Below are 12,256 nucleotides of genomic sequence, written 5' to 3' on the forward strand. Positions count from 1 at the left end.
AGGTCCCATGTTAACGGCGTAAATATGGGGGACTTCATTTCAATCGCTGGCCGAGTTTTGTCGCAGTCTACGGAGCGCGTCGAAACTTACGCAAATAATATCGCTAACGCCACAACTCACGGTTACAAGCGCGGCGTTGCTTTTGATCGCCTCGTGAATACTGGTTCGGAGGGTGGCGTTGCTGTATCGAAGATTCGTGCGGCGTTGGACCTTTCGCCGGGCAAGCTGATCGAAACGGGCAAGTCCCTGGATCTGGCCCTGACCGGCGAGGGCTTCTTTCTGGTCCGCGCGCCCGAAGGCTTGCGCCTGACCCGGCTGGGGCGGTTCGAGCGCGACGCCGAAGGGCGCCTGACGACCCCGAGCGGCCATATCCTGCAGGCGCGGGGCGGCGGCGACCTCAGCGTCGGCGACGGCGCGATCGGTCTGGCGCCGGGCGGTTTGCTCACCCTGGACGGCGAGGCGCTGGAGGCGATCGCCGTCGTCGCGCCTCAGCGGGCCGAAGACCTGACCCCGGCCGCCGATGGCGGGTTCACCGCCCCAGCGGCGACGCTGACGACGATCGTCGAGCCGGCGCTGCGGCAAGGCGCCTTGGAGGCGTCCAACGTTTCGACCGGTCAGGACATGGTGGCGATGATGGAGGCGCTGCGACGGGCCGAGACCGGTCAGCGCCTGATCACCGTCTACGACGACCTGATGGGTCGAGCCCTCACCAGCTTTGGACAGGTATGACCATGAACGGCGCCTTCTATATCGCCGCCACCGGCCTGGACGCCCAGCAACGGGCGCTGGAGCTGACGGCTAACAATATCGCCAACGTCAACACCGCCGCCTTCAAGCGCTCGGAGGCGAGCTTTGTGGCCTTGATGGCCGCGCCGGCGCGTAGCCCAGGCGTTGGAGACGCAGAGGGGGCCGTGACGAACGGCGCAGCGGTCGAGCAGGCGGGACTGAGCGGCGGCGGCGTGGTCTTGAGCCCGGGGCGCACGGTCATGACACCCGGCGCTCTGAAACTGACTGGCGAGGCGTCGGCCTTGGCCATCGACGGCGAGGGTTTCATCGAACTGATGGGCCCCTCGGGCCGTACGGTGCTGTGGCGCGGCGGCCAGCTTGGCGTCAACGCCGAGGGGCTCCTGGCCGCCGCCAACGGTCTGCCGCTCAAGGCGATGATTTCCGCGCCGATCGCGGCGGGGGCCTTGACGATTTCGGCCGATGGCCAGGTGCGGACGGCCAGCGAAGCGGGCGGCGAAGGCGAGCTTCTCGGCCGCATCGACCTCGTGCGCGCGCGCGATCCGGCCAGCCTGACGGCGCTCGGCGAAGGCCTCTACGCGGTAGCCGACGAAACCAGCCTTCTGAGCGCCCGTCCCGGCGAGGATGGCGTGGGGCGTTTGGCGCAGGGCGCGGTCGAAGGCTCCAATGTCGAACTGGCCAGCGAGATGATCGCCCTTTTGCTGACCCAGCGGGCCTATGCGGCCAACGCCCAGGTGGTCCAGGCGGGCGACCAGCTGATGGCCATCGCCAACGGCCTGCGGCGCTAGCGATCATGCGGCGGGCAATCGTCAATCGGGCGGCAGGCCCCTGGGATGCGGCGGTTCTGGCCCTCGCCCTGGCCGTGTCCGCCGCGGGGTCGGCCACGGCGCGGGAAGCCTGTTTGCGGGTCGTGCGGCCGGTGAGCGCCGGCGTGACCCCGATCATCTCCGATTTCGAAACGATGCCTTGCCCGGCCAACCAGCGTCCGGACCGGGCGCTGCGATATGTCGCGGCCAACGGCTTTGTCGCCGCCGTGCGGGACTTGACGCCGGGCCAGGTGCTGCGAGCGCCGCCGGCGGGCGCGGTGGCCGCTTGGCGTCCCGGCCAGACCCTTCGCCTGCAAAGCAGGGCCGGGGGGGTGCGCATCGAGCGTCAGGTCGCCGTGGTCAGGCCGGCCGGCCTTGGTCAGGCGGTGTTTGTGCGGGCCCAGAGCGGTCCGGTCTTCGCCGCGCCCGCGGCGATGGTCGCGCCATGATCGCCCGTCGCGCTTCCAGCCGCGGCCCGATCGCGGCGAGCCTTGGCCTGGCCTTGGTCTTGGCCGCCGTTGGTCAGAGCCACGCACGCCAGGTGACCGATTGGTCGGCCCTGACTGCCGATCGTTCGGCCTTGCGGGTCGGCGACGCCCTGACCGTCATCGTGCGCGAGACCGCCTCGGCCGCCAATTCGGCCCAGACGACGGCGCGCAAGAGCGGCCAGCTGTCGGGCCAGGCCGGGAGCGAAGGCGCGCTCAAAAGCGGCGAGCTGGGCCTCAAAAGCCTTTACCAGGGCGACGGCGCCAATGGCCGCTCCGATCGCCTGGCTGCTGAGATCAGCGTCGTGGTGGTCGAGGTCCTGGCCAATGGCGACCTGCGGGTGGCTGGCGAACGGGCTTTCCGGGTCAATGGCCAAGAGGCGCGCATCAGCGTCTCCGGACGCGCCCGACGCGCCGACATCGCCCGCGACAACACCATCGCCTCGACCCGCCTGGCCGAGGCGCGCATCGTCTATGAGGGCGATGGGACCGCTGCGCGCGCGGCGCGCCCAGGACCGCTGTCGCGGCTGCTCGGCGGCTTGGGCCTGTTCTGATGACCGGGCCGTTCCCCCTCCACCGCCGTTCAGGCCGACGACTTCGTGCGGCCGCCGCCAGCGCCGCCATCCTCGCCGTAACCCTGGTCATGGCGGCTTCGGGCGCGCGCGCCCAGGACGTCCGCATCAAAGACCTGGGCCGGTTCCTGGGCTGGCGGCCGACGGTGCTGGTCGGCTACGGCGTGGTCACCGGCCTGGCCGGTTCGGGCGATACGCCCAATAGCGAGGTGACCCGTCAGGCGCTGAGCAATGTGCTGGGGCGGTTTGGCAGCAATGTCGCCCCCGAACAGGTGCGCAGCCGCAATGTCGCCGCCGTCATGGTCGCCGCGACCCTGCCGGCCGGAGCCCATCTGGGCGATCGCCTCGACGTCACCGTCAGCTCGATCGGCGACGCCCGCAGCTTGGCGGGCGGAACCTTGCTGGTCACCCCGATGGTCGGCGTCGACCAGCGTCCCTACGCTCTCGCCCAAGGAGCCTTGGTGGTCGGCGGTTATCGCTTCGACGCTGACCGCAACGCCGCCCAGAAGAACCATCCGACCTCGGCCAGCGTCCCCGGCGGCGCGATGATCGAGGTCGCGCCGCGTGATCCGGCCATGGCCTCGGCCACGGCCCTGACCTTCGTGCTGGACAACCCCGACGTCACGACCGCCCAGCGCATCGCCGACGCGGTCAATATTGGCGTGCGGCCCGGCGCGGCGCGGGTCGACGACGCCAGCGCCGTGCGCATCGAGGTGGCGGGCGGCGACGTCTATCGCCTGATCAGCCGCGTGGAGGCCCTGGCCGTGCGGCCCGACGCCCAGGCGCGGGTGGTGGTCAATGAGCGCACCGGAACGATTGTCGCCGGCCAGGCCATTCGCATCGCCAGCGTGGTGATCTCGCAAGGCGACATCAAGGTCACGGTCAGCGTGCAGAACGAAGCCTCCCAACCGGGCTTGGTCGACAGCTATGCGCCCGACGCGCGCAGCCTGGTGATCAGCAACACCAAGCTGGAGGTCGACACCCGCCGTGAGGCGGTCAAGCGCTTCCCTGACGCCACCATCGCCGATCTCGTGGAGGGCCTGGCGGCGGTCAAGGTCGGGACCCGGGAAATGATCGGCGTGTTGCAGGCGCTGAAGACAGCCGGCGCCCTGCACGCCGACATCATCGTGCAATAGGAGGATTTCGATTGGACGCCCTGCAATCGGCCACCCTGCTCAAGGCCCTGGACGGCTTGTCGCTGCGCGAGGCCGTCTCGGCCCGCAATATCGCCAACGCCCAGACCCCCGGCTATCGAGCCCAGAGCGTCAGCTTCGAGGCGGCTTTGGCCCAGGCCGCCGCGCGCGGTCCGGCGGCGGTCCAGGCGCTGCAGCCGACCCTGGCCACGCCGATCGATCCGGCCGGCGGGGAGGGCGTGCGTCTGGACCTGGAACTGGCCACGGCCTCGGCCAGCGCCTTGCGCTACGGCGCCCTGGTCGAGGCCCTGAACCGACAGCTGCAGTTGCAGAGCCTGGCCGTGACGGGCGGTCGCTAGCATGAAAGCCATGGAGATCAGCGCCAGCGGCTTGGACGTCGAGTGGCGTCGCCTGGAGATCATCGCCCAGAACCTAGCCAACGCCCAGGTCACTCGCACCGCCGCTGGCGGTCCCTACCAACCCATGCGCTTGGTCAGCGGCCCCCGCGCCCGGTTTGAGGCTCTGGTCAGTGGCGGGGCCTCCGCGTCGACCGGCCCTGCGGATCTGTCGGGGGTGACGGTCTGGGGCCTGGAGCCGCAGGGCGGCGCGCCGCGTCGGGTGCATGAACCCAGCCACCCGGACGCCGACGCCCAGGGCGACGTGCTTTATCCGGCCCTGGACCACGCCGCCGAAATGACCCTGATGGTCAAGACCGCCAGGGTCTACGAGGCCAATCTGGTGGCCCTCAACATCGGCCGGCAGATTTACGCCAAAGCGCTCGAGCTTGGAAAACGCGGATGAGCCTGACGCCCATCGACGCCGTCGCGTCCCTAGCCGACGCCCGCGCCCTAGAGGCGGCGGTGCGCGCGCCGCTGGCGCCCGCATCGCCCGCGGTCTTGGCATCTTCCACGGTCTCGCCGGGCGCTTCGTTTGGCCAGATGCTGCTGGGCGGCCTGGACCAGGTCAACGCCAAGGTGCTGGACGCCCAGGCCGCCGTCCAGGCCTTCGCCTTGGACGACTCCATCCCCGTCCACCACGTGACCTTCGCCCTGGAGCAGGCGCGGCTGGCCGTCGAGCTGATGACCCAGGTCCGCGCGCGCCTGACCGAGGGCTATCAAGAGCTCCTGCGGATGCAAATCTGATGACGGCGATCCATGCGGCTTCGTGATCTCTACGCCACGCCCGGCCGTCAGCTCGCCTTGGCGGGCGGCGTCCTGGTCGTGCTGGCGGCGGTGTTGACCGCCGTCTATCTGCTTTGGCTGCGCACGCCCTATCGGGTGCTGTTCGCCGACCTGCGCGCGGCTGACGCAGCGACGATCGTCGCGGAGCTCGACAAGAAGAAGACGCCCTATCGCCTCGAGGACGGCGGCCGCACCATCCTGGCGCCCGAGAACCTGGTCGACGCCGCCCGCCTGGACATCGCCGGCCAGGACCTGCCGCTCAAGGGCACGGTGGGGTTCGAACTGTTCAACAAGTCCGACATGGGCCTGACCGAGTTCGCTCAGCAGATCAATTATCGCCGCGCCCTCCAGGGTGAGCTGGCGCGTACGATCATGGCCATTGATGGCGTCGAGACCGCGCGGGTGCACCTGTCCCTGGCCCAGACCTCGTTGTTCGCCCAGGATCGGCGGCCGGCCAAGGCTTCGGTGACGGTCGTCAGCCGCCCCGGCCGAGCCCTGTCGCGCCAAAGCGTGCGCGGCGTCCAGAGCCTGGTGGCGGCCGCCGTCGAGAACCTGTCGGTGGCCGATGTGGTGGTGCTCGACGAACGGGCCCAGGTGATCAGTAGTCCGGAATTCGGCAGCCCACCGGCTCGAGCCGCCGACCCCGCCGGCGCCGAAGCCGCCGCGGCCCGGCTGGCCCAGGCGGCGCTGTCGCGCGCTCTGCCCAACGTACCGGCCGAGGTCGTCGTCAGTGCGCCCGCCGCCGGCGCGGGCCTGACCGAGGACGCCGCTTGGAGCGGCGACCGCGTTGGCCCGTCCGACGCCCTGACCGCGCGACCTCGTGACTACAGTCTCGCCGTCAAGGTGCTGATCGACGCCCCGGTCGACGCGGCCCTGCGCGCGCGGGTTCAGGCCGTGGTCATCGCGGCCCTGAGCTTGGATCCCACCCTGGGCGACAGTGTGTCTTTGGTCGACCTCTCCCGAAATCGAGCGGGCGGCGAGCCCTCCGCCGCCGTCGCACCGAGCGCGGCTGCGCCCGCCGCGCCGGCCGTTGCGGCGCCGGCCTGGCCGCCGCGTTGGGCCGCCTGGCTGCTCCTGGCGCCGCTCTTGTTCCTCGCCTACCGGCTGGCGCGTCGCGCCACGGCGCCGTCGCGCTTGAGCCCGGCCCAGCGCGATCGGCTGATCGAGGACCTGCGCGCGGCGCTGGATGAGGATCTCGCCCATGCCGGTTAGCAGCGAGCGCGCCCTGCGGCGTCTGGTGACACGGCTGTCGAGCCTGGCGCCCGAGGATCGCGCGGCGATCCTGGCGGCGTTGTCGGCGCCGGGCCGAGCCCGCGTCCAGGCGCTGCTGGCTGAGCACGCCGGACTGAGCCTGGCCAAGACCGTGGCCGAGCCGGCCGCGTCGCCGGCCGCGCGGGCGCAGGCTGCGTTGGAGCCCGCGCCGCTCGACCTGGTCGGGCTCTCGCCCTGGCTGGCGGCGCGGGTGCGGACTTCGCCGGGGGGCGGCGCGTCAGGTCTGGAGTCGATGACCCCCCAGGGCTTGGCGGCTTTGCGCACTGCGGCCGAGGACATGCTGCCAAGGCTCACGCCGCCGCCATCCACAACGCCTGCGCGACCCTTCTGGGCGCGCCTTACCAAGCTCCGCGCCCAGCGGCGGCCGCCGCGCGCGGGCGGAGTGCGAGCATGAGCGGCGTGATCAAATCCAGCGCCTTGGCCTTGACCCGGGTGCGCGCCTTGGCCGCCGGCGCCGCCGCGCCCGATCCCGCTGACCTCGAACGCGCCGCGCAGGAGGCCCGCATCGCGGCTCTTCAGGCCGAGCTGGTTCAGGCCCGTCTGGTGATCGCCGAGCATCCGAGGGTTCAGGCGCTCGCCGTTGAGGCCGCGCGCGAAGCGGGGCGCCGCGAGGGCCAGAACGCGGTCGAAGCCAAACACGAGCAGGCGCTGGCGACTCTCGAGGCGAGCCTGGCCAAGGCGCTCGACCTCCAAGCGGAGGGCTGGAGCCAACTGGAGGCGTTGGCCGCCGGTCTGGCTCGCGTGGCGCTGGAGAGGGTGCTGGGTCCCAGCGCGCCCCAGCAAGCCTTGGTGTCGATGATCATTGCCGAGCAGCTGCGACGGCTGGCCGGCGAGGCGGTTTTGCGTATCGAGGTCTCGCCGGCCGACTTCCCGACCGCAGAGGCCTTGGCGGTGTTGAAGGCCCGCGCCGCACCCGGCGATATCGAACTCCTCGCCCTGCCGCATCTGACGGTCGGCGCCTGCCGGATCGTCCAGCGGCTGGGCGAGCTGGAGGTCGGCGCGCCGCGACAGCTCAACGCGCTGCGCGATCTGATCGACGGCTGGCTCGACGCGCAGGCGCCGCGATGACCCTGGAGCAGCTCAAGAGCCGGATCGCCGCCAGCGACCTGATCGGCCGCACCGGCCGGGTGACGCGGATCCTGCCGACCTATGTCGAGGCTGACGGCCCCTCGGCCTCCCGCGGCGCGCTCTGCCGCATCCAGACCCGCAGCGCGCCGGTTCTGGCGCAGGTGGTGGGCGTCAATGCCGGCTCGGTGATCCTGGCCCCGTTCGAGGACGGTGCGGCGACCTATCCTGGAGCGCGTGTCGAGGTCTGCGCTGAAAGCGACGCGGTGCCGGTGGGCGACGCATTTCTGGGGCGGGTGGTCGATGCGTTCGGGCGGCCGTTGGATCGCGGCGGTCCGATCGCCGCCCAGGCGCGCGGGCCCTTGGGCGGTGAGGCCAGCGCCCCCCTGGAGCGCACCGCCGCGCGCGCGGCGCTGGAGACCGGCGTGCGCGCCATCGACGGGCTGCTGACCCTGGGTCAGGGTCAGAGAGTGGGCGTGTTCGCTGCGGCCGGCGTGGGCAAGACCAGCCTGATGACCCAACTGGCCCGGCAGGTCGTCGCCGACCGCTGCGTGGTCTGCCTGGTCGGCGAGCGCGGCCGGGAGGTCGAGGCGCTGTGGTCGCAAGGTCTGCCGAAGAGCGTGCGCGATCGCACGGTGCTGGTGGCCGCGACCTCCGATCAATCGGCGGCGATGCGGGTGCGGGCCGCCGACTACGCGCTCAGTTTGGCCGATCATTGGCGCCGGCAGGGCCGGCACGTCCTCTTCCTGCTCGACTCGGTCACCCGCCTGGCCATGGCCTTGCGCGAAACCGGCCTGGCGGCGGGCGAGCCGCCGACCATCCGCGCCTATACGCCGGGCGTGTTCGCCGCCATCCCGCGCTTGGTCGAGCGTTGCGGGGCGCTGGCCTCGGGCGGCGCGATCACGGCGGTGATGACCGTGCTGAGCGAGACCGACGAGAATGACGATCCGATCGCCGAGATGATGAAGTCGCTGCTCGACGGTCATATCCTGCTGTCGCGCAAGCTGGCCGAGCAGGGGCATTTCCCGGCCATCGACGCACCCCGCAGTCTTAGCCGCCTGGCCCGCGACCTGGTCGCCCCCGACCGCCGCGCCGATGTCGCCCGCGCCTTGGCGCTGCTGAGCGGCTACGAGCAGGCCCGAACCCTGATAGAGACCGGGGTCTATGCGCGGGGCGGCGACGCCCAGATCGACGCGGCCATCGCCGCCCGTCCGACCTTGATGGCGTTCTTGCGCCAGGCCAGCGACGCCCATTGTCCGCCGGACTCGACCTTCGCGGCCCTGGCCGCCGCGCTCGACCCGCCGGGGGTCGTATGAGCGCCCGCCAAAATCTCAAGGCGCTGGCCGCCGTGGTCGAGGCGCGTTCGGTCGGCTGCTGCGCGGCGGAGGCAAGGCTTGGCGGGGCGCGGCGGGCCGCCGCCGCTCAGGAGGCGCGCGTCGCCGCGGCCGCGCAGGCCCTGGATCAGAGCCAGGCGGCCTGGTCTCGCGGCCTGGGCGCGCCGAGCCTGCCGCTCGAACTGTCATTGGCCTGGTCTCAGGCCGTCGCCGAGGACATCACGCGGTTGGCCGATGAGCGGCGGGCGCTGGAGGCCGCCGAGACTCATCTTGGCCATGCGCTCGATCAACGCCGGATCGCGGCCGCCGGAGAAGCGGCGGCCAAGGCTCTGCACGGGCGCGCCGCGCGAGTCTTGGCGCGCGTCGAGGACGAGGCGCGGCTGGCCGAAGCCAGCGATCGCATCGCCCAGTCCTGGCGGCGGCCATGAAGATCGTTTCCGACACCCTGACCCAACCGCGGCGCGGCGCAGAGCCGCCCAAGGCGTCCGGTCGACGGGCGGCCTTCGACGCTCACTTCGCACCCGGCGCGCGCTCGAGCGTGCAGGGGCGCGAGCCCCCGGCCAAGGCGGCGCCGGCGCTCTCGCCCCGCGTCGATGAGGCCCAGGCGCGGGGGCAGGCGGCGGTCGGCCTGCCGATCGAGCCGGCCGCAAGTCCCTCTGCGGCCGTCGACGGATCGGCGGACCTGGCGGCGCTGGATTGGCGCGCCGTCGGATTTTCCGCCCTGGGGCTGTTTGGCGATGGCCGCGCCCAGGCTGGACCGTCGACGACCTCGTCCATCCCGACTGGCGTGGGGGCGGCGCCCGCCACGCCCGCGACGATCGGGTCGGGCGCGGCGCCCGGGGCTGACCTGATCCGCCTGTCCGTCCCTGCTGTCGTCAGCCCGACCGCCGGCGCCGCGCCGGAGCCGCCGCCCCTTGACGGGGAGAGGTTAGGACACGGCCTGGAGTTGGAATCGGCGGGCGGCCAGGAGGCTGTCAGCCAAGGCCAAGATTTGGGCGCGGCGTCGATCGAGACGCCGTCCTGCGAACCCACACAGCTCGAGCATACGCTCGAGGCGGTCTTGCGGGAGATGGCGGCGCCCTTCGCCGGGACCGGGACGGCCGCCGTCAGGCTCGCCGTCGCGTTGGTCGACGGCCAAGCGCGCATCGCGCTTTTCGTTCCGGGCCTGTCCAAGACCGACGCCGCCCGGCTGCAAGCCAGCGTCGATGAAATGCTCTCCAGCCTTGGCCTGAGCCTGGGCTCCCTGTCGCTCAACGGTCGCGCGATCCTCGCTCGCGCGCCCAACACTGGAGGTTCCCATGGCCGTATCAGCGGTTAGTACGGACGCGTCCTCGGCCGCCTATGGGCTGGATTTCCAGTCCCTGCTGAAGATCATCCTGACGCAGCTGACCTATCAGGACCCGCTCAAGCCGATGGACAACTTCCAGTTCGTCTCGCAGCTGGCCCAGTTCTCCCAGCTGCAACAGAGCCAGTCGCTCAACGAGCAGGTGTCCAGCCTGCTGACCGCCCAATCGTCCAACCAGGCCACCAGTCTCCTGGGCCGCACGGTCGACGTCACCCAGGACACCGGCGCGGTCAGCGGCGTGGTGCAGTCGGTGTCGTTCGCCAGCGGCGGCCCCCAGCTGACCATCAAGACCACGGCGGGCGATCTGCTCGCCAATCTGTCGCTTGGCGACGTCACCCAGGTTCGTTGAGGAGGCCCCTGTGCTCGGATCCATTTTCGTCGGCTTGAGCGGACTGAACGCCTACACCAAGGGGCTTCAGACGATCAGCAACAACGTCTCCAACCTCAACACCGTCGGCTTCAAGGCCTCGACCGTACGGTTCACCGACGTGTTCAGCGCTGGCGGTCAGGGCCTTAGCTACGCGACCTCGGACGGCGCCAAGAGCGGCGGCGGGGTGAGCGTCGCCAATCCGACGGTCAATTTCGCGCAAGGCGATCTGCGGCAGACCGGCGGCGATCTGGATCTGGCTATCCAGGGCGGCGGCTTCCTGGTCCTGCAGCAGGGCGACAAGACCGTCTATGCGCGTACCGGCCAGTTCGCGGTCGGCGAGGACGGCTACATCGCTCTGAGCGGCGGAACCCAACGGCTTATGGTCCTGGACGCCAACGGCCAGGCCTCGGCGCTGAATATCGACGCCAAGCGCATCGGCAAGCCTGTGGCGACCACTAAGGTGGTCTTCGCCGACAACCTGTCTTCGTCCGGAACCGAACACACGGTGTCCAACATCGCGGTCTATGACGGCGCTGGCGGCAAGCACCTGTGGTCGATCAAGTTGACGGCGGCGGGCGGCAGCGCCTGGACGGCCACGGTCACCGACGAACTGGGCGTGTCGATCGGCTCCTCGACCCTGAAATTCAATTCTGGAGTCATCGATCCGACCACCTCCAGCTTCAACGTCAGCGCCGCGCCCAGCGGCGTCGACCCATTCACAGTGAGCTTTGATTTCGCCAGCGGCGTGACCTCCTATTCGTCGGGTACGACCTCCAGCCTGCGGGCGTCCTCGGTCGATGGCAGCGCGGTCAGCAACCTCTCCAGCGTCACCATCGACGAGGACGGGCACGTAAAGCTGACCTATTCGAACGCCAAGACCGAAGTGCTGGGGGCGGTGGCCTTGGCCGATTTTCGAGACGTCAGCCGACTGACGCCGGTTGGCGGGGGGCTTTATGAGCTTAAGGGCCAGGGCCAGGCGCGCCTCTTGGCCAGCGGCCAGGACGGCGTGGGCAAGCTGGTCTCCCAGCAGTTGGAAGCCTCCAACGTCAACCTCTCCGAAGCCTTCGGCGAACTGATCTTGGTCCAGCGCGGCTTCCAGGCCTCATCTCAGGTGGTCAGCGTCGCCAATGACATGATCCAGCAGCTCTTTGGCATTCGAGGCCAAGGATGATGGTCTGCACGGGCGAACGGGCCACGCCATGGCGGCCGCCGAACTTGATGGCGCGTCCGGCCGCCCGCGCGCCGATCGCCCAAGCGGTTGGGGACTGGTCGCACAGCTGGTTCTCGCGTCTGGTCCTGAAGATCGAGCGCTGGGAGATGGTCGGCGGGCCCCTGACCGACAGCCTCGAGCCCGGCCAGCGCCTGTGGGACGGCGCGATCGGCCTGGCCTGCGGCGATCGCGCCCAGCGCCGGCTTATTGAGCGGCTTTGCGACATCGATTTGGCCGACCAGCCCCTCAATCCGCAGGATCGTCGTTTGACCGAGGCCCTGCTGACCAGCGCGCTGCAAGATCTGGGTCGGCGGACCGTCGCAGCGCTTGGGGCTTGTTCAGCGACCGCAGCCGCCGGCCCGGGCTTGGCGGGCGACGGCGTCAAGGCCGGTCTGGCTGACGCGGGCGGCGACATCCTGCTGTGGCTCCTCCTGCCGCGGAGCAGCCTGTTGCCGGTCTGCGAGGCGTCCTTGCCGTCGCCGCGACCGCGGCCACGCCTGGCGTCGCTCAAGGCGGCGCTCGACCGCCGTCCTGTGAGGTTGAGGGCCGATCTGGGTTCAGCCGAGCTCACCCTTGCCGAGTTACAAGGCCTCGCCGTAGGCGATGTCCTGGTCCTCGATCAGCGCCTGGATGCTTGCGTCGACCTGATCGTGTCCGGCGCGTCCGGCGGCGGTTTGGCCGGTCGGCTAGGTCAAGCCGGCGGACACCGCGCCCTGACCCTCGTGAACAACACCTGATG

General features: G+C 70.6%; 17 protein-coding genes. All 17 read left to right on the plus strand.

What is annotated here, in order from left to right:
• Positions 1-24: 24 nt before the first annotated feature.
• From AC1RUS_RS03965 to AC1RUS_RS04045, 17 genes are read left to right on the plus strand one after another with little or no spacing between them, the layout of a single operon-like run.
• Positions 25-729 carry a flagellar hook-basal body complex protein gene (locus tag AC1RUS_RS03965; RefSeq protein WP_492913262.1) on the plus strand — a complete coding sequence of 235 codons (705 nt, stop codon included), beginning with the start codon at positions 25-27 and terminating at the stop codon, positions 727-729.
• A 2-nt stretch (positions 730-731) separates the two neighbouring features.
• The gene (locus AC1RUS_RS03970) at positions 732-1,532 is read left to right on the plus strand and encodes a flagellar hook-basal body protein (protein ID WP_492913264.1); all 801 of its coding nucleotides are present in this window, start codon (positions 732-734) and stop codon (positions 1,530-1,532) included.
• Between the two features lie 5 nt (positions 1,533-1,537).
• Positions 1,538-1,999: a hypothetical protein gene (locus AC1RUS_RS03975; protein ID WP_492913266.1), complete on the plus strand. Its 462-nt coding sequence runs from the start codon at positions 1,538-1,540 to the stop codon at positions 1,997-1,999.
• Entirely contained in the window at positions 1,996-2,589 is a 594-nt protein-coding gene (locus AC1RUS_RS03980) for a flagellar basal body L-ring protein FlgH (RefSeq protein ID WP_492913268.1), read from the plus strand. The genes AC1RUS_RS03975 and AC1RUS_RS03980 overlap by 4 nt, the downstream gene beginning before the upstream one ends.
• Complete coding sequence (locus AC1RUS_RS03985) at positions 2,589-3,743, plus strand: flagellar basal body P-ring protein FlgI (RefSeq protein ID WP_492913270.1); 1,155 nt, start codon at positions 2,589-2,591, stop codon at positions 3,741-3,743. Before AC1RUS_RS03980 ends, AC1RUS_RS03985 begins: the two co-directional genes overlap by 1 nt.
• A gap of 11 nt (positions 3,744-3,754) precedes the next feature.
• Positions 3,755-4,099: a flagellar basal body rod protein FlgB gene (locus AC1RUS_RS03990; RefSeq protein WP_492913272.1), complete on the plus strand. Its 345-nt coding sequence runs from the start codon at positions 3,755-3,757 to the stop codon at positions 4,097-4,099.
• A gap of 1 nt (position 4,100) precedes the next feature.
• Positions 4,101-4,541: a flagellar basal body rod protein FlgC gene (flgC, locus tag AC1RUS_RS03995; protein WP_492913274.1), complete on the plus strand. Its 441-nt coding sequence runs from the start codon at positions 4,101-4,103 to the stop codon at positions 4,539-4,541.
• On the plus strand, positions 4,538-4,882 hold the full coding sequence (fliE, locus tag AC1RUS_RS04000; protein ID WP_492913276.1) for a flagellar hook-basal body complex protein FliE: 345 nt from the start codon (positions 4,538-4,540) through the stop codon (positions 4,880-4,882). Before flgC ends, fliE begins: the two co-directional genes overlap by 4 nt.
• Positions 4,883-4,894: 12 nt before the next feature.
• Complete coding sequence (gene fliF / locus AC1RUS_RS04005) at positions 4,895-6,133, plus strand: flagellar basal-body MS-ring/collar protein FliF (protein WP_492913278.1); 1,239 nt, start codon at positions 4,895-4,897, stop codon at positions 6,131-6,133.
• Positions 6,123-6,587 carry a hypothetical protein gene (locus AC1RUS_RS04010; protein WP_492913280.1) on the plus strand — a complete coding sequence of 155 codons (465 nt, stop codon included), beginning with the start codon at positions 6,123-6,125 and terminating at the stop codon, positions 6,585-6,587. Before fliF ends, AC1RUS_RS04010 begins: the two co-directional genes overlap by 11 nt.
• Positions 6,584-7,261 (plus strand): FliH/SctL family protein, encoded by a 678-nt coding sequence (locus tag AC1RUS_RS04015; RefSeq protein ID WP_492913282.1) that lies wholly within the window; start codon positions 6,584-6,586, stop codon positions 7,259-7,261. Before AC1RUS_RS04010 ends, AC1RUS_RS04015 begins: the two co-directional genes overlap by 4 nt.
• Complete coding sequence (locus AC1RUS_RS04020; RefSeq protein WP_492913284.1) at positions 7,258-8,574, plus strand: FliI/YscN family ATPase; 1,317 nt, start codon at positions 7,258-7,260, stop codon at positions 8,572-8,574. The genes AC1RUS_RS04015 and AC1RUS_RS04020 overlap by 4 nt, the downstream gene beginning before the upstream one ends.
• Positions 8,571-9,020, plus strand: coding sequence for a hypothetical protein (locus AC1RUS_RS04025; RefSeq protein ID WP_492913286.1), 450 nt, complete (start codon positions 8,571-8,573; stop codon positions 9,018-9,020). The genes AC1RUS_RS04020 and AC1RUS_RS04025 overlap by 4 nt, the downstream gene beginning before the upstream one ends.
• On the plus strand, positions 9,017-9,910 hold the full coding sequence (locus tag AC1RUS_RS04030) for a hypothetical protein (protein ID WP_492913288.1): 894 nt from the start codon (positions 9,017-9,019) through the stop codon (positions 9,908-9,910). The genes AC1RUS_RS04025 and AC1RUS_RS04030 overlap by 4 nt, the downstream gene beginning before the upstream one ends.
• The gene (locus AC1RUS_RS04035; protein ID WP_492913290.1) at positions 9,891-10,286 is read left to right on the plus strand and encodes a flagellar hook assembly protein FlgD; all 396 of its coding nucleotides are present in this window, start codon (positions 9,891-9,893) and stop codon (positions 10,284-10,286) included. The genes AC1RUS_RS04030 and AC1RUS_RS04035 overlap by 20 nt, the downstream gene beginning before the upstream one ends.
• 10 nt (positions 10,287-10,296) lie before the next feature.
• The gene (locus AC1RUS_RS04040) at positions 10,297-11,478 is read left to right on the plus strand and encodes a flagellar hook protein FlgE (protein WP_492913292.1); all 1,182 of its coding nucleotides are present in this window, start codon (positions 10,297-10,299) and stop codon (positions 11,476-11,478) included.
• A complete protein-coding gene (locus AC1RUS_RS04045; protein WP_492913294.1) occupies positions 11,475-12,254 on the plus strand; it encodes a FliM/FliN family flagellar motor switch protein in 780 nt (259 codons plus the stop codon). Before AC1RUS_RS04040 ends, AC1RUS_RS04045 begins: the two co-directional genes overlap by 4 nt.
• The last annotated feature ends 2 nt before the right edge of the window (positions 12,255-12,256 follow it).

The sequence above is a fragment of the Caulobacter sp. GW821-FHT10F06 genome (assembly GCF_058809215.1).